The organism is Haloplanus natans DSM 17983 (genome assembly GCF_000427685.1).
GTDB lineage: Archaea > Halobacteriota > Halobacteria > Halobacteriales > Haloferacaceae > Haloplanus > Haloplanus natans.
In genome coordinates, this window is sequence record NZ_KE386573.1 from 1,387,201 (window position 1) to 1,413,779 (window position 26,579).

Consider the following 26,579-nt stretch of genomic DNA (forward strand, 5'->3'; position numbering starts at 1 on the left):
CCCGAGCTACAGCGATCCCTCGGCGGCCCGTTCGCGCAGTCGCGCGGCCCGTTCGCGGATGGCCGTCCACTCCGCCTCGTCTTTCCGGTCGGCGTGGCTGTACATCAGCCCCATCCGTCCCGTCCCCCGAAGCGTCTCCTCGTGTTCGTCCAGGAAGTCCCAGTAGAGCGCGTTGAACGGGCAGGCGTCCGCGCCCGTCGTCGCGTTCACGTCGTACGGACAGGCCGCGCAGTGGTCGCTCATCCTGTCGACGTAGTTGCCCGACGAGACGTAGGGCTTCGAAGTGAAGGCGTCGGTGGCGAACGTCCCCATTCCGAGGACGTTCGGCGTCGTCACCCAGTGGTAGGCGTCGACGAACCCGAAGTGGAACCACTCGTTCAACTCCCCCGGATCGGCGCCGAAAAGCGTCGCGAAGTTCGAGAGAACCATCAGGCGCTCGATGTGGTGGGCGTAGCCGTGGTCGTAGACGTGGGAGACGGCCTCGTCCAGACACCGCATCCGCGTCTCGCCGTCGTAGTAGAGCGGGGGAAGGGCACGCGAGCGGTCGAGCAGGTCGCCCTCGACCAACTCGGGCATCGTCCGTCGGTAGACGTGACGCATGAACTCCCGCCAGCCGAGCACCTGCCGGACGAAGCCCTCGACGCTCTCGATCGGGGCGTCGTCCCGCTCCCACGCCCCGACGGCGGCGTCGATGGCCTCCCGTGGCTTCAACAGCCCGAGGTTCAGCGACGACGAGAGCAGGGAGTGAGCGAGCGTGGACTCGCCGCCGACTATCGCGTCCTGATACGGGCCGAACTCGGGGAGGCGGTGGGTGACGAAGTGATCGAGGGCGTCGAGCGCCTCGTCGCGCGTGACGGGCCACGCGAACCCCTCGGGGGCACCCCACGTGTCGAACCGCTCCGCGACCCAGTCGAGCGTCTCTCGGGTCAGTTCGTCGGGGTCGTAGCGCGGCACCGGTGGCGGCGACCAGTCGTCGGGCGGCGTCTCGCGGTTCGACTCGTCGAAGTTCCACTGGCCGCCCACGGGGTCGTCGCCGTTCATCAAGATGCCCTCGCGTCGGCGGAGCCAACGGTAGAAGTTCTCGTGGCGGAAGGAGTCGTCGCCGTGCCACTCGTCGAACGCGTCGGGCGAACACAGAAATCGGTCGTCGTCGACGAGCGTCAGCGATCCGCCCCGGGACTCGACGAGTTCGCGCAGGCGCGCCGCGGCGCCGTCGCTCGGCGGACACATGAGGCGGAGTTCGTCGCCCGGCGACGCCTCGAAGTGAGCGTCGAGGGCGTCGCCGAAGCTGTCGGCGCGGCGGTACTCCACGTCGTAACCCGCCTCGCGAAGGGCGTCGCGGGCGTGGCGCATCGCCGCGAAGACGAGGCCGAGTTTCTGGGGGTGGTACGGGCGCCGGTCGGCGAAGTCGGCCGCCTCGATCAGCAACACCCGATCCGCGCCGTCGAGGACGTGGTGTTCGGGGTGGAGTTGGTCGCCGAGGAGCCAGACGGTCATGGTCGGCGTTGGGAGCGGGCGAGCAAAACGGTGTGGGCCGATGCGCCGTAGCTTTTTATCACCCCACGGTCACCTGCCGGTATGGAGTACACCACCCTCGGAGACACCGGGGTGGAGGTTTCCCGCCTCTGTCTGGGCTGTATGAGCATCGGGACGAGCGACTGGCGCGATTGGGTGCTGGACGAGGCGGACGCGATGGAACTCATCGGCCTGTCGGAGAGCGACGTCGAGTTCCTAGAGGAGCCGTACGAACCCGTTCCCGTCTCCGGGCACGACTAGAGGAAGCCCCCGCCCGATCGAACCGTCTCCAGATCCTCGATATACCGGCCTTCCGTCCCCTCCTGCCCGCGATACGCGCGCTCGACGTAGCCGTCGGCGTTCACGAGGAGGACGAGGCCGATGTGAGTGAACATGTACTTCCCGCCGTCCTCCGGTTCGTTTCGCTGGAACTTGAACCCGAACTCCTCTTCGAGGACGGCCTTCGCCCGGTCACGGCCGTCGGGGCGGAGGAAATGCCAGTTGCCGGCCGACAGGTCGACGTTCATCGTCTCGGCGTACTCGCGTAAGGTCCCCGCGGTGTCGCGTTGCGGGTCGAACGTGATGGGGTAAAAGCCCACCTCGTCGGCGTACCCGTTCTCGACGCTGTGGATCTGCACCTCGCGGAGCGCGGAGATGAGCCGCGGGCAGACGCTCATGCAGTTGGAGTAAAAGAAGCTCACGAGCGCCGGTCGATCCACGCCGCGCAGGTCGACTCGCTCCCCCGTCAGCGGATCCGGAAGCGTCACGTCGGGCACCCGCTCGCCCCACGCGGGGTAGGCCAGCGCCTCGCTCGTGAGTCCCTCGGGTCGGTCCGGTTCGCCGAGCGTCGTGTTCGGATCACCGCCGCCGAGACAGCCGGCGGCTGCGCCGAGCGCCGCCGCACCCAGCGTCCCGACATACGTGCGTCGGTTCATATCGGCTGCAGGAACTCGACGCTCAAAGCGCGTCTGGTCCGGCCGTCGAATTGTAGCCGACTGCCACCGGTCCCGGTCACACGACGCCGAGATATCGGAACGAGGCGACGATCTGGGCCACCCCGGCCAGGATCATGACAGCGCCGGCGAGGCGCTGTACCGTTCCCACGCGCGCGCTCCACGCCCGGAGCGCGTCGTTACCGACGGCCGCGAGGAGCGTCACGCCGGTCAGCGGGAGCGCCGTCGCCGCCGCGTAGCTTCCGAGGGCGACGGCCGCCTGCGGCGGCGCGAGCGTGAGCGCCTGTGTGAACACGCCGAGCACGACGGGGACGACACAGCCCGCGGCAGCGAGGGCGTAGCCGCCGCCGAAGACGGCGGCGCCAGCCACCGACGACCGGCGCTCCGGGAGACGGAGGTGGAGCGTCGGCGCCCGATCGGCCAGTACGAGGACGCCGAGGACGACGAGCACGGCGCCCACCACCGGTTCGAGCAGCGGCAGCCGGCTGGCGAGTCGACCGCCGACGGCGAGAAGCAGCCCCCCGAGGGCCGCGAGAACGACGACGGCGCCGGCGGAGGCCGCGAGGCCGCGAAGCGTCGCCCCGCCAAGCCCCGTCCCCTCCTCCTGGAGCGCGTAGCCCACGTACCCCGGGAGCAGCGGGTAGGCACAGGGTGCGAAGAAGGTGGCGAGACCGGCGCCGACCGCGAAGGTGACGGTGCCGGCGAAGGCCGTCTCGATCATCGGAGGACCGACGTGATCTCCCGGTCCAGCGTCTCGACGGACGCGACGCCCCCGTGGGTCCAGACGATCGATCCCGCCCCGTCGGTCACGGCGAGGTAGGGGAGGCCGGTCGCGCCGAGGGCCGCCAGCAGGTCGCCCTCGGGGTCGTGGCCGAGTGTCCAGCGGCCGTCGTGGTCGCGCCACCACGCCCGCACGTCGTCGGGGCCGAGCCCCCCACCGAAGCGCTCGTTGGTGACGGAGACGAACGCCGCGCGGTCGCCATACCGGTCGTAGACCGTCCCGAGCGCGTCCATCTGCTCGACACAGGGGCCACACCACGTCGCGAAACAGTCGATCACGGTCGGCGTCTCCGGCACCGGCACCGCGGCGATGCCGGCGGTCGATCCGACGGCGTCGAGAGTCGTCACATCGATCGGGAGACGATCGGTATCGTCGCCGGCCCCCTTGGCGCCCCCGCTGCTCACTCCGACGTCGACGACGCCGCTGCCCACCACCCCGGCACTCACGAGGCCGGTGCCGACCAGTCCGGCGAGGAGGTGTCGGCGGCCGAGCGTCGGTCCACCGTCCGAATCGTCGCTCATCGGATTCGGATTGGGCGCCGATAAATAAGTGCCGCTTGGTTCGGGCGTCGAAGGCGCCGTGGCGCTACGCGTTCTCGATGGCTGACGCGATGGAATCGTACGTGGGGGAGACCGGCCGGCCGTCGACGTAGACGGCGGGCGTGCCCTGCGCCCCGAGGTCGACGGCCCGCTGGCGGTCGGCCTCGACCACCGGCCGGTACGTCTCGTTGACGGCATCGGCCTGAATCGCACACCCCGGTGCCCCAACGTCGTTCGCCAAATCCGTGATCAGTCCCGGCGAGAAGCTTCCCTGATTCTCGAAGAGCGCGTGGGCGTACTCGAAGAAGGTCGCGTCGTCCGTCTCGTCTTGCACGCCGCGGGCGGCGCTCGCGGCCTGCCACGACCACGTCTCGTCGACGGGGAGTGGGAAGTCGTGGAACTCGTAGTTTACGACGCCCGGATCGACGTACTCCGAGCGAAGCCGTGGGAACACCTCCAGGCTGTAGGTCGCACAGTGGGGGCAGGCGAAGTCCTCGAATGCCATGACCGTCACGCCGGCGTCGCTCGATCCGAGCGTCGGTGCCGGCAGTTCGCTCACCGTCGGTTCGTCTTCGATCGTACAGCCGTTCGCACCGCTGCTGCCGCCGCCGAGACAGCCGGCTGTCGCACCGAGGCCGACGCCCGCCGTTGCGGCGAGATACGCGCGCCGTGTTCGCTCCATACGTCCACGTGGCCCCTGCCGGACTTATCTTTTTGTGAGAGAGAATCCCGCCGTTCAGGGCGGGCGTGAATCCGACAACTCCTCGACAAACTACGTGCTGACGCTAATCCGGATATTTAATTGGTGTCGTGACGTAGCACAGCGTACACCGAGGCGGCACACCCGCCGTACTAATCGGACAATATCGGGACTCCGAGAACCAGAATGTTCGAGACACCATCTCGAACCGCTGTGGTGTCTCGGTTAGCAAGATAACTCCGAGTCCCCCTTCCGGGGATAGGAGAACGGCGGTGTGGCCCCGCCATCTGTTTGTCATACCGACAAGTCGTCAACTAGCAAATATCCCAACTCAGCGGCGCGGTGCCGTGGGAAGCTTCGCCGTTTACGGCGAGGAGGAGGTCACAGCCGTGGGCCTGCGTTCCCCCGAATCAGCGCGCTTAAATATGCGCCGGCGAAACGACGGATCATGAGCTTCGAGAAAGACGATGCGGTCGTGCTCCACGACAAACACAGCGAGTACGACGGCGAGACGGGGACGATCACCCAGGTGATGGAGACGATGTTCGGCGACGCCACGTACACGATCAGCTTCGAGGACGGCCAGGAGACCGGCGTCCCCGAGGACGCCCTCGAAGCCGCCGAGGGCGACGACGAGTAACGTCATCACCGCCCGCATGTCGAGTGTCCCCTTTCATTACGTCGACCTCCGCACCTTCTGTTACGACACCGAGGACGAGAAACGCGTCGAAGCCGCCCTTCGAACCTACCTCCCCGAGGAGTGCGAACTAGAGCGTCAGGTGACGACGGGACACCACGGCGACCGAATCGTCGTCCTCTCGGCGCGGCTGGAGAACGCCGACGACGTGCGGGTCGTCCTCGACCGTCTGGTCGAGCTTCCCGACTACGACACCTTCCTCGACGAACTCGACGACCGAGTGTCCGAGGACTGTTCGCTGTATCTCACCCTCGACAAACAGGCCGCTTTCCGCGGCGAACCACGCCAGGGCGACGGCATCACCCTTCGTGCGAAGGTCGAAGCCTACCCCGCGAAACGCGAGTCGGCCGTCGCGAACGCCCGTGAGGCGCTCGAAGCGCGGGCGGACCGTTAGCTCAGGAACTCGATCAGCCGCTCCGCTCCGACGAACCCCTCGGACAGCCGGTCGACCGCCTCGCCGTCCTCGAACCGGACGAGCGTCGGGACGCTCCGCACGTCGAAGCGCTCGATCAGAACGGGGTCATCGCGGGGGTTTATTACCACGACCGGCACGCCCGTCTCCGTCGCGACGACGCCCAGTACCGGCTCCATCGCGGCGCAGAGGCCACAGCCGTCGGTGACGAGTTCGACGAGGAGATGCTCGTGATCGTCGATCAGGGCGTCGAGTTCGGCGGCCGTCTCGACGCGGACGGGTTTCGTGTCGGTGTCTTGCATACGCTCCCTACGTGGTCGACCCTTCTGAACCGTTCGCCCCTACGGCCACTTGATCCCACAGCCACGGGATGGGCCGGGGTCGAGGGTCACGTCCTCGCCAGCGTGCACGCTGTCGATAGCCTGGCGGACGTAGAACTCCGTCGCTTCCTCGTCCGGGCCGAGGGCGTCGTCGAGGCGGCCGTGATACGCCAGCCGGTATTCGTCGCCCTCGCGCCGAAAGAGGAAGGGGTCGGGCGTGCAGACGGCGCCGTATGCGCGAGCCACGTCGGCCGTCCCGTCGCGGAGGTAGGCGTCGTAGGCGACGCTGCCCTCCTCGACTGCGTCCCGCATCTTCTCGAACGAGTCCTCGGGATACGCCTCGGCGTCGTTGGCGTTGATGCCGACCACGGCCACGCCGTCCTCGGTCGCGATGTCGTTCAACAGGTCGAACTTCGCTTGGGCGTACGGGCAGTGATTACAGGTGAACACGACCAGCAGGGCGTCGGCGTCGAAGGAATCGAGTGTGTACGTCTCGCCGTCGACGCCCGGCAGTTCGAAATCGGGGGCTGGGTCGCCGAGTTCGAGTTCGGAATCGGACTCCTGTAGTGCCATACGCCCGGTAACACCGCGACGGTAAAATACTCCCCGCCGGCAACGACGTACGGCACGCCGTCCATCGGGACGGTCTCATACTGATCATTGTAAATCAGTACCGGTGGTTCGCCGACTCGCTCTGTCGAACCACCGGTAAACAGTTACAATAAACACTATCAGTCCACCGTCGCCGAGCGGCGTCGGCCGGTCTTTTTCGACAGCCAGTCACCGAGGGCGACGCCGACGGCGCCGACCACCGCGGCCAGTGCGAACGCCAGCAGGGTGAAAAGTAGCGACGCGACGACGCCCACCCCGCCCGCGACGGCCCGGAACCACGCCGGGCCGTCGACGCCGGAAACGGAGCCGAGCGCGTCGGCCAGCAGATAGAGTGCGGGGAGGCCACCGACCAGGCCGTATCGCCACGTTTCGGGGAGGGACCCGATTCGGGTCACGCCCGACCGTTCGGCGAACCGACACAAAACCGTTGGGGACTACACCGAGACGAGGTAGATGCCGAGCATCGCACAGCCGATACCAGCCACTTTCCGGAGCGTGAGCGACTCGTTCAGGAAGACGATACCGACGACGGAGCTGATGACGAGGAAGGTGCCGAAGATGGGGACGACGGCGCTGACGGGGCCGAGCGAGAGCGCGCGGTAGTACGCGAGGATGCCCACCGCGAGGAAGACGCCGGCGAGGTAGAGATACGGCGCCTTGGGGTGGCCGAGATACGTCAGCACCGACTGGCCATCGTAGAGGACGACACCGATGGTCGCGACGAGGAGGAGCCCGTTCGTGATGAACGCGGCGACGAAACTCGGGATCTTCGGATCGCCGGTCGTCGCGAAGCCAACGAGCGGTGCGACCGCCGAGTACGCCAGCAGCGCGAGCACCGACCACTGCAGATATCCCATACGGAGGCCCCGGCCGGACAACAGTATAGGGTTTCGATTACGGCCGGTGGGCGCCGACGTGTGCCCGCAAGGCGTCGACACTGCCGGTGCCCTGGCCGGCGACGTAGTGGGCGGCGCAGGCGTTGCCCATCGCGACGGCGAGGTCCCAGTCCCACCCTGCCGCCAGCGACCGGGCGAGGCCGGCGCTGAAGCGATCCCCGGCCCCCGTCTCCGTCATCCCACGCGACACGTCGAGGGTGGGTACCCGGACGTACCCCGTCGGCGTCGACGCGACGGCGGCGTCGGCCCCGTGGACGACGACGCCCGTCGCGTCCGCGGCTCCCCGGAGGTCATCGAGTACCTCGGCGTCGGTCGCCGATCCCTCGCGCCCCGCCGCCGCGGCCAGCGCCCGCGCTTCGTCGTCGTTTACGCTCACGACTACGTCGTAGGCGCCCCCCAGCGGTTCGAGTGCCGCGAGCAGGTTGCCGGCCTGCGCCGTCGAGAGGGGGCCGGGGTCGACACAGCAGACGCCGCCGTCGGGGTCGTACGCCGCCACCTCACGGAGCGCCGCGCCCAGTCCCGGTACGGACGCCCAGTTGGTACAGCAGAGCGCGTCGCGTTCGAGGAAGGCGTCGATGTCGACGGCGGCGCGCAAGTCCGCGAACGCCCAGTCGGCGAGGTCCGCCGACTCCTCGACGAACATCACGTCGTCGGCCTCGAAGAGACAGACCCGGACGCGGGCGGGGTCGCCCATCGAGGCCGTCTCGAAGTCGAACTCGAAGACGGGGTGGTCGAGGTGGCCGGCGAGGGAGACGTCGTCGCCGAGCGCCGCCGCCTGTCGCGCCGCGTTGACTGCCTGTCCGCCGGCGTCGGTCACGACGTGGTCGAACGTAAAGGAGTCCCGTCCCGCCGTGACCGCGTCGGCGAAGGACGCCCGCGAGGTGACCGTCTCGTCGCCCTCACGGAGCCGGTAGTAGTCGTCGACGCTCCCGTCGGGGAAGGCGCCGACGGCGACGGGGTCGAGGCCGTCGGCCAGGCGGTCGACGAGCGCGTCGTACGGCATCCCGTCGGCGTAGGGCGGCCGGGGTCAAAACGCTAGCCAATCCAGACCGACGAGAAGGCGTCGAAAAAGTCCTGGTCGGTCGCGACGAGGGTGTGCGTGATCCGGAGGTCCTGGGCCCGGTCTTCCACGTCGTCGACGAACTCGTCGACGCGACTGCGGTACTGCTGGGCGAGACGGCCGCCGAAGTACGTCCGCCGCGTCAGGTCTGATTCGAGGTCCTCGAAGATGGTGTCGCCGCCGGTTTCGGGGTCGAGTTCGTCCGGCGAGAGGGGCTGAATCAGGACCACCTCGTTGCGCGCGAGCGACGCCAGTCCCGTTTCCAACCCGTCGAGGTCGCCGATACAGTCGGTGACGACGACGACCAGCGAGCGCGACCGGATCGACGCCGCGTACGTCGACAGCGCCGACTCGAAGTCGGCCTCGCCGTCGGGCGTCGTCTCGTTGAGTCGGTCGACGAGCGCCAGCACCTCCCCCCGCGTCGACTTCCCGGTGTCGATGCGCTCGGTCCGCTCCCGGAAGCAGGAAAACCGGAAGTCGTTGTGCTCCTCCGCGGTGAGGTAGGCGTAGCCGAGTCCCAACTTCGCGCCGAACTCGAACTTGTGTTCCTCATCCGTGCCGAAATCCATCGACGCGCTCGCGTCGAGTAGGACGTGGACGGTGAGGTTACGCTCCTCCTCGAACTGCTTGATAAAAAACTCCTCCGTGCGGGCGTAGAGCCGCCAGTCGATGAGGCGGGTGTCGTCGCCGGGGGAGTAGCGCCGGTAGTCGCTGAACGTGAGTCCCTCGCCGACGCTCGGCGACTCCTGTTCGCCCTTCTTGATCGCCGTCGTCTGCTGGTTCAACGACGCCTCGAAGCGATCGAGTTCGTCGAGAAAGTCGGGATCGATCGTCATATCTCGTCGACGAGATCGGCGATCACCTCGTCCGTCGAGAGGCCCTCACGCTCCGCGCGGAAGTCGAGGAGGATGCGGTGCCGGAGCACCGGCGCCGCCATCGCCGCCACGTCCTCCCACGAGACGTGATTCCGCCCTCGCATGAACGCCCGCGCCTTCGCGGTGAGGACGAGGCCCATGCTGGCGCGGGGACTGGCGCCGAACTCGACCGTCTCGGCCTCGCGGGTCGCCCGAACCAGTCGGATCGCCCGGTCGCGCACGTCGTCGGCGATGGGCACCTCCCGAACCAGCGACTGGATCTCCTTGATCTCCTCGCGCGTGAGCACTTTCTCGACCGGGGGCGTCGACCCCGATCCGCCGCCGGTGTAGAGGTCGACGATGTCGCGTTCCTCCTCGTAGGACGGGTAATCGAGGACGAGTTTGATCAGGAAGCGGTCGGTCTGGGCCTCGGGGAGCGGGTAGGTCCCCTCCTGGTCGATCGGGTTCTGGGTCGCGAGGACGAAGAAGGGCCGCGGCAGGTCGTACGTCTCGCCCGCCGCGGTCACCTGTTTTTCCTGCATTGCTTCGAGCAGGGCCGCCTGGGTTTTCGGCGTCGCCCGGTTGATCTCGTCGGCGAGGACGACGTTCGCGAAGATGGGGCCTCTCTCGAAGACGAACTCGCGTTCGCCGCCGGCCTCGCGGATGATCTCCGTCCCCGTGATGTCTGAGGGCATCAGGTCGGGCGTGTTCTGTACCCGCGAGAAGTCGAGGTCGGTCACGTCGGCGACGGTGCGGACCATCGTGGTCTTGCCGAGCCCCGGATTGCTTTCGAGCAGGGCGTTGCCGTCCGCGAGGATACAGACGAGGAGGCCTTCCAGCACCTCCGTCTGGCCGATGATACGTTTGCCGACTTCCTTGCGGACGTCGGCGAGTCGCTGCTGTAACCGATCGATGTCCGTCGTGGGTTCGCTCATTCGTTGTCGGTCTCCTCCCGAATCCGCAGGTTGTATTCGCGGATCAGCTCCGCGTCTTCGAGCTGTTCGCGCTCGCTAAAGCCCGCGCGCTGGCTCTCGACGGTCTCCGGCCCGGCGAAACCGCTATCCTCGTAGGACGCCGCCGACTCCGCGTCGGTGCCGTCGCCGCTTCCCGACCCGCTGGTGTCGATGGTCGCGTTCAGGTCCTCCGATCCTTCCGGCACGTCCTCGGGGTCGCCGAGGATCGCCGAGCCGTCCTGGAGGCCGGTGTAGTCGGGGTCGGTACCGCCGGTCTGGACGCCCGACTCCGACCCGCCGAGGCCGCCGAGCGAAATGTCGACGACGGCCACCTGGATGGTCGCGACGCTCACCGCGGTGATCAGGAGGACCGTCACCGCGACTCGCCGGAGGTCGAGGAGGCCGAGGCTCGACGCCCGCTCGAGGTCGGCGAGCACGCTCTCGTAGAGCCGGCGGGCCATCCGGGAGTGCCGGTCGGCGCGGACGGCGTCCCGTGCGGTCCGAAGCGACTCCTGGAGAGCGGGATTGGCCGCCTCGAACTGCTCGACGAGGGGGCGGTGCACCCGCAGGACCACGTCGGCGACGAAGACGACGAGGCCGACGGCGACGCCGACGACCGCCGCGCTCGACACCGTCGGCTCGGCGAGAGTCACGCCGGCCGTCTCGCGCAGGAACCGCAGGAGCGCCCGCGGGATGGGAAGCCGGGCTGGGAGCCGCGGGACGCCGCCAGCCACCGTCGCGGCGAGGTTCACGACGAGCGTCGCGAGCGTCGCGTCGATCACGGCGTAGATGGCGGCCACTTTCCAGCCCTCGCGTCGGATCTGGACGAGCGCGCGGCGGATCTTGCGCTCCTCCGTTGGCCGGTCGGGTTCGTCGTCACCGGCGTCGGAACCGCCCGGTGTCGCCGTTGCGGACATGGTCAGGCTAACTGACACCCCTGGGGCCGCTCGCTGGCGTTGAGCGCACGACACGCGTTCGCGAGCGCGTCGCGAAGGTTTCCGTTCTCGCGGCGCAGCCGTTCGTTCTCCGACCGCAGGCTCGAGATGTCGGACTCCAGTTGCGAGATTTCGTCGTTCAACTCCTCGACGTCCTGTTGTAACTGGTCGCGCTCCTCGCGGAGGTCCTGATTGGTCGACTCCAGATCGCTGACCTCGGAGCGAAGCTCGCTGTTCCGATCCTGGAGCGTGTCGACGCGGCTTTCGAGGCTCTGGACCTGCTGGCGGGCGGCCTGCAGGTTCTCACGTGTCGACGCGAGTTCCTGCTGTGTCGAGTCCAGTTGGCTTTCGGTCTCTTCGAGGTTCTCGGAGACCTGGCTCACGTCGCTCCGGGTGGTGTCGAGGGTCTGGTTTAGCTCCCGGAGCCGCTGGCGGGCGGTCTGTAGGTCGCTTCGCGTCGACTGGAGGTCTTCGCGGAGCTGTTCGTTCTGCTGGCGAAGCTGGCTGTTTTGGGTGTCGAGTTCCTCGACCGATTCCTGATAGAACAGGGTCGCCCCGGCGGTGCCCGCGACGGACACGCAGATGAGGAGGGCGAGCGCGAGGTTAATCGAGCGACCGATGAGGCTCATGGGAGACCACTCTCGCTCCGTGTACGCCCGTTGTACACTTGAAGCCGCCGGACGACAACCTCCGTCACGAAGAGGAGGAGGCCGGCGAGAAGGAAAGCCCAGTCCCACGTCTGACGCACGTCGCGGACGCGCGTCGCCTGCTGGCGGGCGAACGCGGCGATTTCGGCCGCTTGCCCGCGATCGAACTGTCGGCCGCCAGTCGCCCGCACGGCGTTGGCAAGCGCCGACGACGTGCCGAACCCGGCGTACTCGGCGGGGTAGTTCGCGGCGTACGTCGCCCCCACGACGCGCTTGAAGCCGACGCTCGTGGGCGTCACCTGCGCCCGGTAGACGCCCTCGTCGACGGCGGTGAAGGGGAGGTCGGTGTCGCTCGGCGGGCTCTCGCCGCGGTAGATGACCGTCGTCGGCTCGCCGACCCGGGTGTCCGCCACGTCGGTCACGCCGGTTGCCTTGCGCTCTGGGTCGCCGATGGCGTAGTTGACCGACTTCGTGACCAGCAGGGAGTCGGGTTGCTGGAGCAGGCCGTCCAGTCCCCCGTCCGGTCCGTAGGCGGTGATGGTGGCGACTCGGCCGAGGCCGTAGCGCCACGAGGCGACGGCCGGCGTGCCGTCCGGGGCGGCGACGAGGAAGTTCGCCCCGGGGCGAATCGACACGTCGTTGACCCGCCCGGGGTTCGACTCCAGGGTCACGCCGCTGGTGATGAAGTTCCCGGAGTCGACGATCGTCAGCCCCTCGCCCTGGAACTGTCGGCTCCCCCCGCCGAACAGGAGGCGAAGCCGATCCGTCTCGTCGGCGCGGAAGTAGTTACCCCCGGACTCCTCGGCGATCCGACGGAGGACGCCCTCGTTGACCTGCCGTCCGGCGCCGACGGCGACGACGCGGACGCCCTGCCGGCCGAGGGCGTCGGCGACCACCGCCGACGGGCTCTCAGTGTCGCCGCCGTCGCTGACGAGGATGATCGTCCCGCGCTGGCCGGCGAGCCTCTCAGCCGCGCCCCGCAGGCCGTTGGCGATGCTCGTCGCGCCGCCGGCCTGCAGGCGCCGGATGCTGTCCGCCACCGTCTCGCGGTTCCGGCTCAGCGGCGCCGGTTCGACGACGCTGTAGGCCTGGTAGTTGAAGCCGACGACGCCGACGGTGTTGTCGTCGTCGAGTTGCGAGAGGGCGTCGAGCGCGATGGCCTTCTGAATCCGCATCCCCGACCCCGCGCTCCCGGAGACGTCGATCAGCATGACGATCCGGGCGCTGCCGGGCGCCGACTCCCCGAACGTCACCGGAAGCGCCGCGGCGATAGAGGAGTTGGCGTACCCACCGTTCTCGAAGCTGTTCTGCCCGCCGACCATCAGGAGGCCGCCGCCGTCGATGACGAACCGCTGGAGTTCGTCGACGTTTCCGAGGTCACCCGCGGCGACGTTCTGCACCACGACCGCGTAGTACGGCGACAGGTCGTCGGGAACCGACGACGCCGTCTCCACGTCGTACAGCCGTTCCAGGTACGACTGCAGGGCGTAGTTGCCGCGGGTGACGTAGAGGATTCGCGGCTGATCGACGACGCGGACGGTCTTCAGCGCCCGGTCGTTGATCGGGTAGGCGTCGCTGCCGTCGATTTCGGCCGTGACCTCGTGACCCCCCGTCTCCTCGAACGTGTAGCTCACGGGGACGCTTCCGGTCCCGTTGTCGAGCCGTTCGGTCGTCACCGTCTCGCCGTCGACGGAGACGGTCACCTCGGTCGGGGTGTCGACCTGTACCCCCTGTACTTCCACCAGGAACCGGCTCTCGACGCCGACGCTGGCCTTGCTCGGCCCGGCGAGGGTCACGTACCGTTCGGTGCGGCTCGGCTCGGTCCTGACGGTGCTGATGGTGGCGTTGAGCGAGCGGGCGAACTCCGCCGTCTCGGTCAGGCTCTGCCCGCCCGTCACCTGTCCGTCGGAGACGACGACGACCGAGCCGTTCTCGCGGAGGTTGGCGGCGATGCCGTCGCCGATCCGGGAGTCCGTCCCCTGGGCGATGGTCGAGGTGGTGACCGGGACGCCCTGGTCCTCGATGGCCGTCGACAGGCTCTCGGCCACGTCGGGCGAGACGGTCGTGCTGTCCGAGCGGTCGACGAGGAGGGAGACGGTCGGGTCGCCCTGGGTCTCCATCGTGACGACGCTGAAGGGGCCGGCGGCGGCGACGACGATCAGCGTCGTGACGACGACCCGCGACGCGAGCAGGAGGCGACGGCTCCGCTTCGAGGCCGTCCCCGTCGCCCGGTAGCGGACCAGGAGGACGAACAGGACGGCCACGACGGGCAGCGCCACGACCAGTTCCGGGCGTTCGAGCCCGATCACGGTGCCGTCCGAGAGCGTCGTCCGGATGGCGAGTGGCAACATCAGAGATCACCCCGCCGGCGAAGGTAGGCGATTTCGCCCACGGCGACCAGCAGGGCCGCGAGGGCGACGAAGGGCGTCAGCGGCCGGGGCACCCGTCGCTCCTCTTGCCGCGTGGTGACGCCGGTCCCCTCGCTCCGACTCTCGAGCGGTTCGGCGGCCACGTCGGATTCGGCCTCGCTGTAGAGCGAGACGCCGATCCGGCGGGTCTCCGTGGCGTAAAAGCCCGTTCGGTCGAGCGGGACGACGCGGGCTGAGACGGTGCCGTCGGGCGTCCCCACCCGCGTCTCGTTCGCGAACTGGAGGCGGCCGCCGGTCTCGCGGTTCAGCGTCGGAAGCGGATCGCGTCCCGCGAGGTAGAACGTCGCTCGCTTCCAGAAGACGGGATACTGGTAGTTGAACCGGAACGGATCGTCGTTCACGACGTAGCCGTAGTAGAGGACACGGCCCGGGCCGCGTTGCTGGGTCGCCACGACCGGCGTCCCGTTGCGGGTCTGGACGAGGGCCGTGCCGGCGTCGAGCGAGCCCCGAAGGTACCGCTCCGGCGGCGGGAAGTCGATGCCGCGGGTGAGGTCGTCCGTCGCCACCGGGCCGAGCGAGGGGTTGGTGCCGACGCCGGACGGCGAGAGCAAGAGGAGGTCGCCGAGGAGAGCCGGCGGCGACGACTGCGCGAGGACGCCGACGCCGCCACCCGCTTCGAGCAGGTCACGGCCGGCTTCGACGTTGCCCCGGAGGAGGCGCTCTGGGTCGAGGTTGCTGTAGAGGATCACGTCGTAGTCGCCCTCGACGGTCGTCGGCGGCTGATCGACGGTGAGACGCACCTCGTCGACGACGGAGAGGGCGGTCGTGAGATATCGGTTCCGATCGTTGGTCAGGAGGAGCACGTCGACCGTCGGATCGGCGGGGGCGGCCAGATACGCCGCGTCGTCGGTGGGGAAGTCGTCGCCGGGGTTCAGTTCCGCCCGTCCGCCGCCCGCCGGGACGGTAAAGGACACGCGTTCGAGGGCGCCGGGACCGAGCGAGACGGACCGGCGCTGGTTTCCGAGCGTCACCGACCGGGTGACCCCCTCGGTCCCGAAGTTCTTCACCGACAGCGTGACGTTGCGCCCGGAGAACGCGCGGTCGACGATGCCGACGTTCGCCGTCCCGCCGCCCGCGAACTGCCGGAGGTCGACCTGTAGGTCGCGGGCGCGAGCGGAGCGGACGGCGTCGGTCCAGCCCGCGTCGTCCGCGAAGTCGCTGAGGACGACGATCCGGGCGTTCTCGCCGGCGATGGAGGCCGCCTGTGAGATGGCGGCGCCGAGGTCGGTCGGCGCGTCGACGACGGCGAGGCCGTCGAGCGTGGCGTCGACTTCGTCGCCGCCGCCGGAGCGGAGGGCGATCCGGCTCTCAGCGCCGGCGAAGACGACGGCGTTGGTTCCGGTCGTCACCTCACGGGCGGCGGCGACGGCGGCCGAAAAGCGCGTACCACCGTCGGTTTCGACGCCCATGCTCGCGCTACCGTCGAGGACGATGACCGTCTCCTCGACGGTCTGACTCTCGGAGACGGAGACGTAGGGGCCGGCGAGTGCGACGGCGAGGCCGACGACGACGAGCAACTGCAAGAGGAGGAGGAGACTGCGACGAAGCCGTTCGAGCAGGGGGTTCGACGCGTCCCGCTCGTCGTCGTCGAGCAGGAACCGGAGGGTGGGGAGTTCGATTCGGCGGGGGTCGGGCTGGACGAGATAGAGGACGACGATGGGGACCACGGCCAGCAGGGCGACCAACCCCAGCGGCGTGAGAAAGGCGTCCGAGAGGGCCATATCGGCACGTCGGCGTCGCTACCTATCGGTCTTTCGCCGGCCGCCGGCGACGGGATTGGGGATCGGCGGCGCGTCGAGGGGCAAAATATCATCAACGTTTCACATTGATACTGACGCGTAGACAAACCCTTTTAGGCAGGCCCCCGACCCCGAGGTATGGACGCGAAACGCGAACTGGTCGACTTGCTGCTGGAGGACGCCCGCGAGGACACGGAGACGATGGCGCGTCAGCTCGGCCGGTCGCAGGCCGAAGTCGAGGAGATGCTCGACGAACTCGAAGCCGAGGGCTCCATAGTCGGCTACCAAGCCGTCGTCGACTGGAGCAAGGTCGACGAGGACCACGTCACCGCCGAGGTCGAACTGAACCTCGAACTCGACCGTGACACGAAGTACGCGCAGGTTGCCCGACGGATCACGAAGTTCGACGAGGTGACGGCCCTGCATCTCGTCTCCGGCGACTACGACTTCGACGTGACCGTCGAGGCCGAGTCGATGCGCGCCGTCTCCATGTTCGTCTCCGAACAGATCGCGCCGATTCCGGAGGTGACACAGACGGTGACGCACTTCGTGATGAACACGTACAAGAACCGAGGTATCGAGTTCACCGACCGCGACGACGACGACCGGCTGTCGGTTTCGCCATGAAGCTGTCGGATCGCGCGGAGTCGACACCGCCCTCCGGCATCCGTCGGTTCTTCGAACTCGCCGAGGAGATGGACGACGTCATCTCGCTGGGCGTCGGCGAACCGGATTTCAGCGCCCCGTGGAAGGCCCGCACCGCCGCTATCCACTCCCTGGAGCGCGGGCGGACCTCCTACACCACGAATCGCGGGATGTACGACCTCCGGACCGCCATCTCCGAACACGTCACGCGGTACGACCTCGACTACGGCCCCGAGGAGGAGGTGCTGGTGACGACGGGCGCGAGCGAGGCGGTCGACCTGGCGCTCCGGGCCATCGTCGACCCCGGCGACACCGTGGCGGTCCAGTCGCCGGCGTACATCTCCTACGGACCCGGCGTACGCTTCTCCGGCGGCGAGCCACTGCCCGTCTCTACGCGCGCGGAAAACGACTTCGTGCTCACCTACGACGACCTGGAGCGGGCCGGGGCCGCCGACGCCGAGGTGCTGATGCTCTGTTATCCGAACAACCCGACGGGCGCGACGGCCACGGAGAGCGATCTCGCGGAGATTGCGACGTTCGCCCGGGAACACGATCTGACGGTGCTGTCAGACGAAATATACGCGGCGCTCACCTACGACGGCGACCACACTTCGATATCGACGCTACCCGGTATGCGCGAGCGAACGGTCGTCTTCAACGGCTTCTCGAAGGCCTACGCCATGACGGGGCTTCGCCTCGGCTACGCCCTCGGCCCGCCCGAGGCAATCGACGCGATGAACCGCATCCACCAGTATACGATGCTCTCGGCGCCGACGACGGCGCAGTACGCCGCCCTCGAAGCCCTGCAGTCGTGTGACGACGACGTCGAGGAGATGCACACCCAGTACGACCGCCGGCGGCGCTTCGTCATCTCGCGCTTTCGGGACATGGGACTCGACTGCTTCGAGGCGACCGGCGCCTTCTATGCCTTCCCCGAGGCGCCGTACGACGACGAACAGTTCGCCGAGGACCTCCTCCACGACCAGGGAGTCGCGGTGGTGCCCGGCCGGGTCTTCGGCGAGGAAGGGTACGGCCACCTTCGGGTCTCCTACGCCACCGGGATGTCGGAGTTGAAGGAGGCGCTGAACCGGATCGAGGCGTTCCTCGACGAGCGATGACGACGCGGTGGGAATATTACCAGTGATTCCGCGATAAGAAGTATTATTTGTGACCGTTCCCTTCGTCGAGTTGATGGTTACGGGTGGTGGGATGGGACCCGACGACGACGGCGTCAGCTTCGCCCACGCCCTGGCGACGCTGAAAGAGCAGGGTAGCGCGCTCCTCGTCGTGGGGTCAGTCCCCGAAGAGATGTTCGCAGACGCGTCAGCGACGATGCTGGGCGATCCGTCCGCCGACCCCCCGCGGCGGCGTCTCGTCGTGACGCCGGAACCGAATCGATCGAGCGCGATCCGTCGGCTCCGCGAGACCGGACCGCTCTCCTCGGAGTACGCCCGGCTCGTCACGCGCGGCGAGGAGGCACGCAGCGCCGCGGCCACCGAACGGTTGCTCGATCAGGCCAGACCACGAACGCACGTGATCGACGGATCGATCCGCGATCTCGGCACCACGATCGGCGAGGTGATAGAGGAGTTCGACCTGTTCGCGGGCGGCCTCGACGCCGCCGAATTCCGGATGGCGTTCGACTGCCTGCCGACGCTCCTGTCGGCGTACGGCCGGGAGACGGCGTTCAGATTCCTGCACGCCGTCGTGGCACAGGCCCGCGCGGTGTCCGGACTCGTCCACTTCCGGCTCCCACGGCCGTTCGACTCCGAACTCGTCCGCCTGTTTCGGCCGCTGTTCGACGCGACGGTCGAACTCCGGATCGATGGCGAGAGCCTGGATCAACGGTGGCACTTCCGGGATCGGGAGCTCACGTCCGATTGGCTGCCGATCGATCGTCCGTCGGGACGGTCGGAATGACAGTGAAACAACAATATCCTTTTGTGACCGACGACTGACTTACACACACGATGAGTCGTACCGAGCGGCCGCGCGGGGACTCCTCCGAATCGGGGAGTGACGCCCTCGAAGTGTCGTTTTCGGTGCTCGAAGACGGAACGGGGCTGGTCGTGTCGGATCTGATCGAGCGCAACCAGTTCCGCCTGTTCACCGACTGCCCCGTCGCCCCGACACCGGCCGATCCGGACGGACACCAGTTCCCCATCGACGCCGCGGTGGCGGTCGATGTCGCGGCGATCACGCTCCCGACGGTCGTCTCGGTCTGTGTCAGAAACGAGGCGGGCGATATGCTCGCCGAGACTGATCACTCCGCGTACGAGGAGTTTCCGCCCGGTAGTTACAGCCTCGAACTCTGTGGGCCGATCAAGATCTACCTCCGTGTCGACGGTTCGGTGACCGTCGCTTCGGACGTGGAGCGCACCCACATCGACTTCGACGGGGCTCGCGAGGTGCGTGTGGGCGCTCGATCCCACCACGAGGGGCCGGCGGCGACGCTCACCACGACGGCGGACCCCGTCGACGTGATGGGTGCGGTGTCGGAGTTCTCCTCGGCGCTGAAGACCACGTCGCCCGAGCGGTCGTATCCGACGCTCCGGGGCCACCCGCCGCTCGTCGAACTCGGCGATCGGTTCGAGGTGCCGGACGGTGTCGTCTCCCCGGAGACGGGCATCAGGATCGAACTCCCGCCGGAGTACGAATCGATCTACGTGGCGGCGCCGCTCGCGTACTATCTCGCGGCCGACGTGGTGCCCGGCGACCGACCGCGACTCGTGACCGACGACGGCTTCGAACACGATCTGGATACGGTTCGCGGGTTCGAGACGGAGGTCGAACGCGTCCTCAAACAGACGTTCTTCCTCGACTGTGTGACCCGGACGGAGGGGTACTACTCGGTCGACCTCCACGAACGGGAGGCGGTCGAAGCCGACCTCGACCTGGATTTCGAGTGGCTGTACGACCAGCCGCTTCGGACGCAGGTCGAGGAGTATCTCTCCCTCCCCTTCGGGACCGTCGAGGACGAACTCCCCGAGTGGCGGATGACCTCCCACGTCGCTCCCACCCCGGAGAACGTCGAACTCCTCCCGTTCGTCACGAACGACCTCGCGGTGGTACGGACGCCACAGGACCAGCCCGAACCGAGTTCGGAAGTGCAGACGACGGCCGCGAGCGAGTTCTTCCGCGACGCCTCCTTCACCCGGAGCGCGTCGGCGGACGCGGCGGCCCGGTCGTACGTCCAGCCGGAGGCGACGGACTCGCTCGAACAGTCATGGATCGGCGACGGCGCCCCCATCGGCGCCAGCAAGGCGACGACCAACGCCTTCTACAACCGCCTCGACCGGACGCCCACCGACGGCGACATCGGGATCACGGTGGTCTGTAACGACCCCCGCATGGCCGATGAACGGGACGTGGTCGACGAGGTGTACGCCTCCAGCGAGGAACTCCCCTTCGACGTGCGCGTCCACCACGACCTGACGCGGGCGGAGCTTCGCGAGGTGCTCTCCGTCGACGCCGACCTCCTCCACTACATCGGTCACATCGACGGCGAGGGATTCGAGTGTGCGGACGGCAAACTCGACGCGACGACGCTCACGACGGCCGGTCCCGACGCCTTCCTGCTCAACGCCTGCCAGTCGTACGAACAGGGGTCGGCGCTGATCGACGCGGGCGCCATCGCCGGCATCGTCACGCTGTCGGACGTGATCAACAGCGGTGCGGTCCGGATGGGGCGGATGCTCGCCCGCTTGCTCGACCGCGGCTTCACCGTCGGGAGCGCCCTCGAAGTCGCTCGCGACGACTCGATCATCGGCGACCAGTACACCGTCATCGGTGACAGTAGCCTGTCGCTCGCCCGCACGGACGGCGGCCCGCCGAACGTCTGTGTCGTCCGGCGACGCGGCGGCGACGAGTTCGAACTGGAGTGGCAGAGCCACCCCTCTACCTCCTTCGGGATGGGAAGTCTCGTGATGCCGTTTCTCGACGACGTGGACGAACATTACCTCTGGTCCGGCGAGGCTCGGACGTTCGACTTGACCCGCGAGGAGCTACAGCAGTTCCTTTCGCTGGAGACGGTACCGGTGAAAATCGACGGTTCGCTCGTCTGGAGCGACGAACTAGACTTCTCGAAGCTCTAGGGACCGGAGATACCGCTGCTGTTGCCGTCGGCGGTCATGGGGCCTGAAATGCCGGAGCTGTTGCCGTCGGCGGTCATGGGGCCTGAAATGCCGGAGCTGTTGCCGTCGGCGGTCATGGGGCCGGAGATACCGCTGCTGTTGCCGTCGGCGGTCATGGGGCCGGAGATACCGCTGCTGTTGCCGTCAGCGGTGTAGGAATCCGACTGCTCTTCGAGGGCCGTTACCATTGAATCGTTGTCACGTTCGGACATTGCAATTGGACCGTCGGGCGACAACAAAATATAATTTTTCGAGAATATCTGATATTAAATATAATCAATTAAAGCAGTTGATCACTGACATAAAATGTCGGTGAAAAAGAACCGGCGGACGGGAGCGGGATAGAGCGAAACGGCCGGCCGTCCGGCTACTCGTTGCGGTCCGTGTCGTCGCGTTCGAGGTCCTGATAGATCAGGGTGAGGTCGTCGCTCTCGCTGAGTCGAGCGAGTTTGTCGTCGAGTTGGGTGCGAAGGTCGGTCAGATCCGCACAGAGCTGCCGATACTCCGAGCTAGCCTCGAGCGCGTTGGACTCTTTCTCGGATTCGAGGAGTGCCTTCTTCGAGGCGAGAGAAAAGAGGCGTTTGACGCCGTCACTGTACGCGTCCCGGATTCGGAGGTTCTCGACCATCCGGACGAGTTCCTCCTCGGACACCGGCTTGACGAGGTAGTCGTCGAACGCCATGTCGACGATGTCGGTGTCGGGTTCGACGGCGGTGACCATCGCGACCCGGCAGTCGAACCCGCGCTCGCGGATTCGGTCGAGCACTTCGTCCCCCGAGAGGTCGGGCATCCGGCGGTCGAGCAACACGACGTCCACCTCGTCGTCGAGTTCGTCGAGCGCCGCTCGGCCGTCCTCCGCCGTCCGAACTCGGTACGAGCCGGCGAGCCACGTCCGGTAGAGATCCGACAGGTCGCGTTCATCCTCGACGACGAGGACGAGGGGGGTGTCGTCGCTCATGTGTACGCCCGACAAGGACTGGTGCCACTCACGGTTTCCAATGTGGGGTCGATGTATATCAAAATACCTCTTGCGGAAGGTCGATAGACGGTCGACCCCGCCCGATTCCTACTCCTGCGGGCTGTAGTTCGGTGCCTCGTCCGTGATCATCACGTCGTGTGGATGGCCTTCGGTCTGGCCGGCGGCGGAGACGCGGACGAACCGCGAGCGCTCCTTGAACTCGGGAATCGTCGCCGCGCCGACGTAGCCCATCCCCGATTTCATCCCGCCGACGAGCTGGTGGAGTTCCGAGGCGAGGGTGCCCTTGTACGGGGTGGCCGCCTCGACACCCTCGGGGACGAATCCCTCGTCCTCGTCTTCCTCTTTCAGGTAGCGGTCGCCGCCGCCCGAGCGCATCGCGCCGACCGAGCCCATGCCGCGGTACTGTTTGTACTTCTTCCCGTTCATCGTGATGACGCGACCCGGCGCCTCCTCGGTGCCCGCGAAGTAAGAGCCGAGCATGACGGCGTCGGCGCCGGCGGCGATGGCCTTGATGGCGTCCCCGGAGTAGCGGATGCCGCCGTCGGCGATGACCGGCACGTCGTGCTGGCTGGCAACGTCCGCCACCTCGGAGACGGCGGTGATCTGGGGCATCCCCGCACCCGTGACGACGCGGGTCGTACAGATCGATCCCGGCCCGATGCCGACCTTCACGCCGTCCGCGAAGTCGACGACGGCCTCGGCGGCCTCCTGCGTGCCGACGTTGCCGACGACCACGTCCGCGTCGACCGACTCGCGGATCGCCCTGGCGCTGTCGATCACGTTTCGGTTGTGAGCGTGCGCGCAGTCGATAAAGAGCACGTCCGCGCCGGCCTCGTCGGCGGCGCGCGCGCGGTCGTCCTCGAAGGGGCCAACGGCCACGCCGACGCGGAGGGAGCCGGTGTCGTCGCGGGCGGCGTTCTCGTGTTCCCGACGCTGGAGGATTCCCTGCATCGTCACCAGGCCGACGAGGCGGTTCTCGTCGTCGACGATGGGCACCCGTTCGATCTTGTGGTCGTACATGAGTTCCAGCGCGTCACGGGCCGTGACGCCTTCGCCCGCGGTGATGACCTCGTCGGTCATCGCCTTGCGTACCTCGTCTGACTCCCCGACCTCCAGATACGGCCGGATGTCCGTCCCCGAGATGATGCCGAGCACCGTGTCGTCGTCGTCGACGACGGGGGCGCCGCTGACGCCCTCGTGTTCCATCATCTCGTCCACCTCGCGGACGGTCTGGTCCGGTTCGGCCGTCACCACGTCCTCACGCCGGATCACGAGTTCGTCCGCGCGCTTGACGCGCTCGATTTCGACGATCATCTCGTCGACGGTCATGTTGCGGTGGAGCACGCCCAGCCCCCCGTTTCGCGCCATCGCGATTGCGAGGCCGCTCTCGGTCACCGTGTCCATCGCCGCCGAGAGGACGGGAATGTTGAGCGTGACGCTCGTCGATACCCGTGTCGACACGTCGGCCTCGTCGGGTTCGACGTGGCTCTCCATCGGTCGCAAGAGTACGTCGTCGAACGTCAGCGACTCCGGTACGCGCAGTTTCTCCGAGAAAGGTCCGGCCTCGGGAACGTCGTTCGCCATGTAAACCGTCGTCTCGCCGCCGGGAAAAACGTTGCGAGACGGCGTCTGCGGGTGTGTGTCGGTCCCACGCGCTACTCGTACCGCAACGCGTCGATGGGGTCGACCCGCGCCGCCCGCCACGCGGGGTACAGCCCGGCGACGACGCCGACAACGACGCCCACCACCACCGCAGTCGCCATCCACGTCGGCGCGAGCGCGAAGGTCACCTCGGCGTACCGGGTAGCGGCGTAGCCAACCGCGAGCCCGACCGGGAGCGCGAGGACCGCCCCGACGGTACCCAGCAGTCCCGATTCGACGAGAAAGAGAACGAGCACGTCACGGTTGCGCGCGCCGACGGCCTTCATCACGCCGATCTCTCGGGTCCGCTCCGTGACGCTCACGAGCATGATGTTCGCGATACCGATGGCGCCGACCACCAGCCCGATCACCGCGACGCCGGTCACGAAGCGCGTGATCCGTTCGATGACCGACGCCACCTGCGCCACGAAGTCGCCGCTCGTCCGCGCCGTCAGCTCCGCTCCCCCCGGGAGCAACTGTCGGGCGTCGGACTCCTCACGCAGGTACGACTCGACGGCCGTCCGCGTCGCCGCCGTCGTCGTCGGCTCGGTCACGACCGTCACCTGCGGATACGCCCGCTGGCGGACGCCGACGCTCGGGCTCTCGACGACCGTCCGGTAGAAGGGGTCGATCGGCACGTACACCCGCGACTCCTCCGCGAAACTGCTGACGGGCAACTCCCCTCTGGTTCCGTTGACGATTCCCACGACGGTGAGCTCGGCCGTCCGGTTCTCGGCCAGCGAGAGCGTCAGGCTGTCGCCGACGGTGACGTTCTCCTCGAACGACTCCGCCGCCCGCTCGTTGAGAACGACCTCGTTCGTTCCCGAGCGAAACCCACGGCCCGCGACTATCTTCCCCGCCTCGAACGTCTCGGGGGTCGTCGCCGTCACTCGCTGGCGAGCGATGGTGTCGCCTCCATGGGTCAACGAGTTGGCGTCGACGGTCCCCCGCGGGACGACGGTTATCACCCCCGCGAGCGACTCGAGTTCGGACACGTCCCGCTCCGTGAACACGGGCTGGATCACCCGGTCGAACCCCTCGTCGTCCTCGGGTGTCGCGAAGGCGTAGACGTTGTCGGCGTTCGACCCCTCGATGTCGCTGATCACTTCGGTCTTTACGCTCGCGCCGAAGGTGGCGAAGACGATGACCGACGCGATGCCGATGACGAGGCCGACGACCGTCAGCGTCGACCGCAGTTTGTGGCTCCGGATCGACCGGAGCGCGATCCGAACCGCCTCGGAGAGGTCCATCAACTCCCGCCCCCCGCGAGTTCCTCGATTCGCTCCAGTTTCCCGTCCCGGACGTGGACGATCCGCTCGGCCCGCTCCGCGACGTGGCGCTCGTGGGTCACGAGGAGGAGCGTGTTGCCGCGAGCGTGCAGGTCGTCGAAGACCCCGAGCACCCGGCTCCCGGTTTCGGTGTCGACGTTTCCCGTCGGTTCGTCCGCGAGGACGAGGGCGGGGTCGGCGACGAGCGCGCGGGCGATGGCGACCCGCTGGCGCTGGCCCCCCGAGAGCTCGGTCGGGAGGTGGTCCGTCCGGTCGCCGAGCCCCACGTCCGCCAGCAACTCGCGGGCCCGTGCCGTCCGCTCGGCGCGGGCGACGCCCTCGAAGACCAGCGGGAGCGCGACGTTCTCCACCGCCGTCAGCCGCGGCAGGAGGTTGAACGTCTGGAAGACGAAGCCGATGGCCGTCCCCCGGAGGCCGGCCCGCTCCGCCTCGGTGGCCGTGCCCACGTCCCGTCCGTCGACGACGACCCGACCCGCAGTCGGCGTATCGAGCGCACCGATCAGGTTCAGCAGCGTCGACTTACCGGAGCCGCTCGGTCCCATCACCGCGGTGTACGACCCCTCGGTGAGCTCGAGGGAGACGCCGGAGAGCGCCTCAACGACGCCACCCACGTCGTAGGTCTTCGTAACCTCGGACAGATCGACGACGGGGGACGCGTCGCCGTCCCGTGTGGTACCCATCGCTCCCCGTTTGGACGGGACGCTTATGAGTCGTGCGCCCGGTGCCGGCCGAGCGCGTTACTCGACTATGCGTGGCCCGTCTCCCGCGGAAGCTTCTTTGGAACCCGCCCGTAATGGGGGCCATGCAACCGACATCCGGCGGCGTGCGTCGGACGACGCTCGTGGCCGTCACGGTAGCCGCGCTCGTGGCCGTGGCCGTCGCCGGCGCCGCGATAACCTCCGGCCAGTCCTCCCAACCGTCCGCCGACGCGGTGCTCGACGATACGCGCGACCGGTACGCGGACGCCGAGAGCCTCGTGACGACTGCGGACGTGACCGTCGGCAACGACACGGCGAACGAGACGGCGACGGTCGAGTTCGCCGCCGCCGGCAACCAGTCCCGGACCGTCGTCGAGGCGCCGAACCGGACCTACCGCGCCGGCGTGAACGAATCCGTCGCGTGGTACGTCGGCCCCAACCGCACCGCGGCGTGGGACCGCAACGCGTCCGTCGGTCCCGCCGCCAACGCCATGCCGACCGACCTCGCGAATCGCTCCATCGACGACTGGGAGAACGGCAGCGCCGAGTATCTCCGGCGGGGGAGCGACGACGGCACCGACGCCCACGTGATCGAGGTGCGCCACGACGACGGCGAGGGGACGGCGACGCTGTGGGTCGCCACGTCGGACTCGCGCCTGCTCCGGGCGGAGTTGACCGACGGCACGAACCGGACGACCGTCGACTACCGCGACACGCAGTTCAACGTGAGCGTCCACGACAGCACGTTCGACCCGCCGGCGGACCGGATCGCGGTCACGTCGGTCGACCGCTACGACACCTTCGCGGCAGTGCAGGCGAACACCAGCCTCGACCTCCCCGAACTTGACGCCACCTTCCGTGAGGCGAGCGTGCTCACGCGGGCGTCGTCGACGACCGTCGCCCAGCAGTACCGCGACGCGGGGGACAACGTGACCGTCGTCTCGACGACCAGCGACCGCGAGTTCGGCACGGAGAACGCCACGGCGATCACCGTGAACGGCCACGATGCCAACGTCACCACGGTCCGTGACCGCGCCGTCGTCTACTGGGAGCACGATGGCGTGCAGACGGCCGTCGCCGTCGACGCGAGCGAGGACCGAGCCATCGAATTGGCCCGTCGGCTGGACGAGTGATCCCCTCGGCCGTAACGTC

The 26,579-nt window shown here is 68.0% G+C and carries 28 protein-coding genes and 1 pseudogene; 8 read left to right on the forward strand and 21 right to left on the reverse strand.

Features of this window, described 5'->3' with window-relative positions; all coding sequences use genetic code 11:
- Nucleotides 1–6: 6 nt before the first annotated feature.
- Entirely contained in the window at nucleotides 7–1,497 is a 1,491-nt protein-coding gene (locus HALNA_RS09290) for a cryptochrome/photolyase family protein (RefSeq protein WP_049936101.1), read from the reverse strand.
- 81 nt (nucleotides 1,498–1,578) lie between these two features.
- Between HALNA_RS09290 and HALNA_RS19955 the strand changes: the two are divergent.
- Nucleotides 1,579–1,704 (forward strand): annotated as a pseudogene (locus HALNA_RS19955) (aldo/keto reductase); the annotation flags it as partial.
- Nucleotides 1,705–1,772: 68 nt separating this feature from the next.
- Here HALNA_RS19955 and HALNA_RS09300 read toward each other — a convergent pair.
- The 4 genes from HALNA_RS09300 to HALNA_RS09315 form a co-directional block, all read right to left on the reverse strand.
- Nucleotides 1,773–2,450 (reverse strand): SCO family protein, encoded by a 678-nt coding sequence (locus HALNA_RS09300; RefSeq protein WP_049936103.1) that lies wholly within the window; start codon nucleotides 2,448–2,450, stop codon nucleotides 1,773–1,775.
- 76 nt (nucleotides 2,451–2,526) lie between these two features.
- Nucleotides 2,527–3,189, reverse strand: coding sequence for a cytochrome c biogenesis protein CcdA (locus HALNA_RS09305; RefSeq protein ID WP_049936104.1), 663 nt, complete (start codon nucleotides 3,187–3,189; stop codon nucleotides 2,527–2,529).
- The gene (locus HALNA_RS09310; RefSeq protein WP_049936105.1) at nucleotides 3,186–3,770 is read right to left on the reverse strand and encodes a TlpA family protein disulfide reductase; all 585 of its coding nucleotides are present in this window, start codon (nucleotides 3,768–3,770) and stop codon (nucleotides 3,186–3,188) included. The genes HALNA_RS09305 and HALNA_RS09310 overlap by 4 nt, the downstream gene beginning before the upstream one ends.
- A 64-nt stretch (nucleotides 3,771–3,834) precedes the next feature.
- Nucleotides 3,835–4,470 carry a thioredoxin domain-containing protein gene (locus tag HALNA_RS09315; protein WP_049936106.1) on the reverse strand — a complete coding sequence of 212 codons (636 nt, stop codon included), beginning with the start codon at nucleotides 4,468–4,470 and terminating at the stop codon, nucleotides 3,835–3,837.
- 466 nt (nucleotides 4,471–4,936) lie between these two features.
- Between HALNA_RS09315 and HALNA_RS09320 the strand changes: the two genes are divergently transcribed.
- Both HALNA_RS09320 and HALNA_RS09325 read left to right on the forward strand, forming a co-directional pair.
- Nucleotides 4,937–5,128 (forward strand): hypothetical protein, encoded by a 192-nt coding sequence (locus HALNA_RS09320; RefSeq protein WP_049936107.1) that lies wholly within the window; start codon nucleotides 4,937–4,939, stop codon nucleotides 5,126–5,128.
- Between the two features lie 16 nt (nucleotides 5,129–5,144).
- On the forward strand, nucleotides 5,145–5,579 hold the full coding sequence (locus HALNA_RS09325) for an RNA-binding protein (RefSeq protein WP_049936108.1): 435 nt from the start codon (nucleotides 5,145–5,147) through the stop codon (nucleotides 5,577–5,579).
- On the opposite strand, the gene HALNA_RS09330 is transcribed toward HALNA_RS09325, so the two are convergent.
- From HALNA_RS09330 to HALNA_RS09380, 11 genes are all read right to left on the reverse strand, one after another.
- Complete coding sequence (locus HALNA_RS09330) at nucleotides 5,576–5,899, reverse strand: thioredoxin family protein (RefSeq protein ID WP_049936109.1); 324 nt, start codon at nucleotides 5,897–5,899, stop codon at nucleotides 5,576–5,578. The genes HALNA_RS09325 and HALNA_RS09330 overlap by 4 nt on opposite strands.
- 39 nt (nucleotides 5,900–5,938) lie before the next feature.
- Entirely contained in the window at nucleotides 5,939–6,490 is a 552-nt protein-coding gene (locus HALNA_RS09335) for a thioredoxin family protein (protein ID WP_049936110.1), read from the reverse strand.
- Between the two features lie 158 nt (nucleotides 6,491–6,648).
- On the reverse strand, nucleotides 6,649–6,924 hold the full coding sequence (locus HALNA_RS09340; protein ID WP_049936111.1) for a hypothetical protein: 276 nt from the start codon (nucleotides 6,922–6,924) through the stop codon (nucleotides 6,649–6,651).
- 39 nt (nucleotides 6,925–6,963) lie between these two features.
- Complete coding sequence (locus HALNA_RS09345) at nucleotides 6,964–7,386, reverse strand: EamA family transporter (RefSeq protein ID WP_049936112.1); 423 nt, start codon at nucleotides 7,384–7,386, stop codon at nucleotides 6,964–6,966.
- A gap of 37 nt (nucleotides 7,387–7,423) precedes the next feature.
- Nucleotides 7,424–8,428 (reverse strand): PfkB family carbohydrate kinase, encoded by a 1,005-nt coding sequence (locus HALNA_RS09350; RefSeq protein WP_049936113.1) that lies wholly within the window; start codon nucleotides 8,426–8,428, stop codon nucleotides 7,424–7,426.
- A gap of 32 nt (nucleotides 8,429–8,460) precedes the next feature.
- Complete coding sequence (locus tag HALNA_RS09355) at nucleotides 8,461–9,321, reverse strand: DUF58 domain-containing protein (protein ID WP_049936114.1); 861 nt, start codon at nucleotides 9,319–9,321, stop codon at nucleotides 8,461–8,463.
- Entirely contained in the window at nucleotides 9,318–10,274 is a 957-nt protein-coding gene (locus HALNA_RS09360; protein WP_049936115.1) for an AAA family ATPase, read from the reverse strand. The genes HALNA_RS09355 and HALNA_RS09360 overlap by 4 nt, the downstream gene beginning before the upstream one ends.
- Nucleotides 10,271–11,209: a DUF7502 family protein gene (locus HALNA_RS09365; RefSeq protein WP_049936116.1), complete on the reverse strand. Its 939-nt coding sequence runs from the start codon at nucleotides 11,207–11,209 to the stop codon at nucleotides 10,271–10,273. Before HALNA_RS09365 ends, HALNA_RS09360 begins: the two co-directional genes overlap by 4 nt.
- 2 nt (nucleotides 11,210–11,211) lie before the next feature.
- Nucleotides 11,212–11,856 carry a chromosome partitioning protein gene (locus tag HALNA_RS09370; protein ID WP_049936117.1) on the reverse strand — a complete coding sequence of 215 codons (645 nt, stop codon included), beginning with the start codon at nucleotides 11,854–11,856 and terminating at the stop codon, nucleotides 11,212–11,214.
- Nucleotides 11,853–14,225, reverse strand: a complete 2,373-nt coding sequence (locus HALNA_RS09375; protein WP_049936118.1) for a vWA domain-containing protein — start codon at nucleotides 14,223–14,225, stop codon at nucleotides 11,853–11,855. The genes HALNA_RS09370 and HALNA_RS09375 overlap by 4 nt, the downstream gene beginning before the upstream one ends.
- Nucleotides 14,225–16,024 (reverse strand): vWA domain-containing protein, encoded by a 1,800-nt coding sequence (locus HALNA_RS09380; protein WP_049936119.1) that lies wholly within the window; start codon nucleotides 16,022–16,024, stop codon nucleotides 14,225–14,227. Before HALNA_RS09380 ends, HALNA_RS09375 begins: the two co-directional genes overlap by 1 nt.
- Nucleotides 16,025–16,180: 156 nt before the next feature.
- Here HALNA_RS09380 and HALNA_RS09385 point away from each other — a divergent pair, with 156 nt between their 5' ends.
- From HALNA_RS09385 to HALNA_RS09400, 4 genes are all read left to right on the forward strand, one after another.
- Nucleotides 16,181–16,669, forward strand: a complete 489-nt coding sequence (locus HALNA_RS09385; RefSeq protein WP_049936120.1) for an Lrp/AsnC family transcriptional regulator — start codon at nucleotides 16,181–16,183, stop codon at nucleotides 16,667–16,669.
- A complete protein-coding gene (locus tag HALNA_RS09390) occupies nucleotides 16,666–17,805 on the forward strand; it encodes a pyridoxal phosphate-dependent aminotransferase (protein ID WP_049936121.1) in 1,140 nt (379 codons plus the stop codon). Before HALNA_RS09385 ends, HALNA_RS09390 begins: the two co-directional genes overlap by 4 nt.
- A 73-nt stretch (nucleotides 17,806–17,878) precedes the next feature.
- A complete protein-coding gene (locus tag HALNA_RS09395; RefSeq protein WP_084510147.1) occupies nucleotides 17,879–18,607 on the forward strand; it encodes a DUF7504 family protein in 729 nt (242 codons plus the stop codon).
- A gap of 50 nt (nucleotides 18,608–18,657) precedes the next feature.
- Complete coding sequence (locus HALNA_RS09400) at nucleotides 18,658–20,781, forward strand: hypothetical protein (RefSeq protein WP_049936123.1); 2,124 nt, start codon at nucleotides 18,658–18,660, stop codon at nucleotides 20,779–20,781.
- Here HALNA_RS09400 and HALNA_RS09405 read toward each other — a convergent pair.
- The 5 genes from HALNA_RS09405 to HALNA_RS09425 form a co-directional block, all read right to left on the reverse strand.
- Complete coding sequence (locus HALNA_RS09405) at nucleotides 20,778–21,032, reverse strand: hypothetical protein (RefSeq protein WP_049936124.1); 255 nt, start codon at nucleotides 21,030–21,032, stop codon at nucleotides 20,778–20,780. The genes HALNA_RS09400 and HALNA_RS09405 overlap by 4 nt on opposite strands.
- A 155-nt stretch (nucleotides 21,033–21,187) precedes the next feature.
- Entirely contained in the window at nucleotides 21,188–21,778 is a 591-nt protein-coding gene (locus HALNA_RS09410) for a response regulator (protein ID WP_049936125.1), read from the reverse strand.
- A gap of 108 nt (nucleotides 21,779–21,886) precedes the next feature.
- Nucleotides 21,887–23,383, reverse strand: a complete 1,497-nt coding sequence (guaB, locus tag HALNA_RS09415; RefSeq protein ID WP_049936126.1) for an IMP dehydrogenase — start codon at nucleotides 23,381–23,383, stop codon at nucleotides 21,887–21,889.
- Nucleotides 23,384–23,454: 71 nt separating this feature from the next.
- Nucleotides 23,455–24,690 carry an ABC transporter permease gene (locus tag HALNA_RS09420; RefSeq protein ID WP_049936127.1) on the reverse strand — a complete coding sequence of 412 codons (1,236 nt, stop codon included), beginning with the start codon at nucleotides 24,688–24,690 and terminating at the stop codon, nucleotides 23,455–23,457.
- Nucleotides 24,690–25,409, reverse strand: a complete 720-nt coding sequence (locus HALNA_RS09425; protein WP_049936128.1) for an ABC transporter ATP-binding protein — start codon at nucleotides 25,407–25,409, stop codon at nucleotides 24,690–24,692. Before HALNA_RS09425 ends, HALNA_RS09420 begins: the two co-directional genes overlap by 1 nt.
- A gap of 122 nt (nucleotides 25,410–25,531) precedes the next feature.
- Here HALNA_RS09425 and HALNA_RS09430 point away from each other — a divergent pair, with 122 nt between their 5' ends.
- On the forward strand, nucleotides 25,532–26,560 hold the full coding sequence (locus tag HALNA_RS09430; protein ID WP_049936130.1) for a LolA family protein: 1,029 nt from the start codon (nucleotides 25,532–25,534) through the stop codon (nucleotides 26,558–26,560).
- The last annotated feature ends 19 nt before the right edge of the window (nucleotides 26,561–26,579 follow it).

What these genes read in the sequence shown, in the direction of transcription:
- HALNA_RS09355 (WP_049936114.1), bottom strand. Translation starts at nt 9,321, where the DNA reads ATGACGATCGATCCCGACTTTCTCGACGAACTCGATCGCTTCGAGGCG.
- HALNA_RS09430 (WP_049936130.1), top strand. Translation starts at nt 25,532, where the DNA reads ATGCAACCGACATCCGGCGGCGTGCGTCGGACGACGCTCGTGGCCGTC.
- HALNA_RS09290 (WP_049936101.1), bottom strand. Translation starts at nt 1,497, where the DNA reads ATGACCGTCTGGCTCCTCGGCGACCAACTCCACCCCGAACACCACGTC.
- HALNA_RS09360 (WP_049936115.1), bottom strand. Translation starts at nt 10,274, where the DNA reads ATGAGCGAACCCACGACGGACATCGATCGGTTACAGCAGCGACTCGCC.
- HALNA_RS09315 (WP_049936106.1), bottom strand. Translation starts at nt 4,470, where the DNA reads ATGGAGCGAACACGGCGCGCGTATCTCGCCGCAACGGCGGGCGTCGGC.
- guaB (WP_049936126.1), bottom strand. Translation starts at nt 23,383, where the DNA reads ATGGCGAACGACGTTCCCGAGGCCGGACCTTTCTCGGAGAAACTGCGC.
- HALNA_RS09410 (WP_049936125.1), bottom strand. Translation starts at nt 21,778, where the DNA reads ATGAGCGACGACACCCCCCTCGTCCTCGTCGTCGAGGATGAACGCGAC.
- HALNA_RS09350 (WP_049936113.1), bottom strand. Translation starts at nt 8,428, where the DNA reads ATGCCGTACGACGCGCTCGTCGACCGCCTGGCCGACGGCCTCGACCCC.
- HALNA_RS09395 (WP_084510147.1), top strand. Translation starts at nt 17,879, where the DNA reads ATGGTTACGGGTGGTGGGATGGGACCCGACGACGACGGCGTCAGCTTC.
- HALNA_RS09400 (WP_049936123.1), top strand. Translation starts at nt 18,658, where the DNA reads ATGAGTCGTACCGAGCGGCCGCGCGGGGACTCCTCCGAATCGGGGAGT.
- HALNA_RS09420 (WP_049936127.1), bottom strand. Translation starts at nt 24,690, where the DNA reads ATGGACCTCTCCGAGGCGGTTCGGATCGCGCTCCGGTCGATCCGGAGC.
- HALNA_RS09345 (WP_049936112.1), bottom strand. Translation starts at nt 7,386, where the DNA reads ATGGGATATCTGCAGTGGTCGGTGCTCGCGCTGCTGGCGTACTCGGCG.
- HALNA_RS09375 (WP_049936118.1), bottom strand. Translation starts at nt 14,225, where the DNA reads ATGTTGCCACTCGCCATCCGGACGACGCTCTCGGACGGCACCGTGATC.
- HALNA_RS09425 (WP_049936128.1), bottom strand. Translation starts at nt 25,409, where the DNA reads ATGGGTACCACACGGGACGGCGACGCGTCCCCCGTCGTCGATCTGTCC.
- HALNA_RS09330 (WP_049936109.1), bottom strand. Translation starts at nt 5,899, where the DNA reads ATGCAAGACACCGACACGAAACCCGTCCGCGTCGAGACGGCCGCCGAA.
- HALNA_RS09320 (WP_049936107.1), top strand. Translation starts at nt 4,937, where the DNA reads ATGAGCTTCGAGAAAGACGATGCGGTCGTGCTCCACGACAAACACAGC.
- HALNA_RS09310 (WP_049936105.1), bottom strand. Translation starts at nt 3,770, where the DNA reads ATGAGCGACGATTCGGACGGTGGACCGACGCTCGGCCGCCGACACCTC.
- HALNA_RS09390 (WP_049936121.1), top strand. Translation starts at nt 16,666, where the DNA reads ATGAAGCTGTCGGATCGCGCGGAGTCGACACCGCCCTCCGGCATCCGT.
- HALNA_RS09370 (WP_049936117.1), bottom strand. Translation starts at nt 11,856, where the DNA reads ATGAGCCTCATCGGTCGCTCGATTAACCTCGCGCTCGCCCTCCTCATC.
- HALNA_RS09365 (WP_049936116.1), bottom strand. Translation starts at nt 11,209, where the DNA reads ATGTCCGCAACGGCGACACCGGGCGGTTCCGACGCCGGTGACGACGAA.
- HALNA_RS09380 (WP_049936119.1), bottom strand. Translation starts at nt 16,024, where the DNA reads ATGGCCCTCTCGGACGCCTTTCTCACGCCGCTGGGGTTGGTCGCCCTG.
- HALNA_RS09325 (WP_049936108.1), top strand. Translation starts at nt 5,145, where the DNA reads ATGTCGAGTGTCCCCTTTCATTACGTCGACCTCCGCACCTTCTGTTAC.
- HALNA_RS09300 (WP_049936103.1), bottom strand. Translation starts at nt 2,450, where the DNA reads ATGAACCGACGCACGTATGTCGGGACGCTGGGTGCGGCGGCGCTCGGC.
- HALNA_RS09305 (WP_049936104.1), bottom strand. Translation starts at nt 3,189, where the DNA reads ATGATCGAGACGGCCTTCGCCGGCACCGTCACCTTCGCGGTCGGCGCC.
- HALNA_RS09335 (WP_049936110.1), bottom strand. Translation starts at nt 6,490, where the DNA reads ATGGCACTACAGGAGTCCGATTCCGAACTCGAACTCGGCGACCCAGCC.
- HALNA_RS09385 (WP_049936120.1), top strand. Translation starts at nt 16,181, where the DNA reads ATGGACGCGAAACGCGAACTGGTCGACTTGCTGCTGGAGGACGCCCGC.
- HALNA_RS09405 (WP_049936124.1), bottom strand. Translation starts at nt 21,032, where the DNA reads ATGTCCGAACGTGACAACGATTCAATGGTAACGGCCCTCGAAGAGCAG.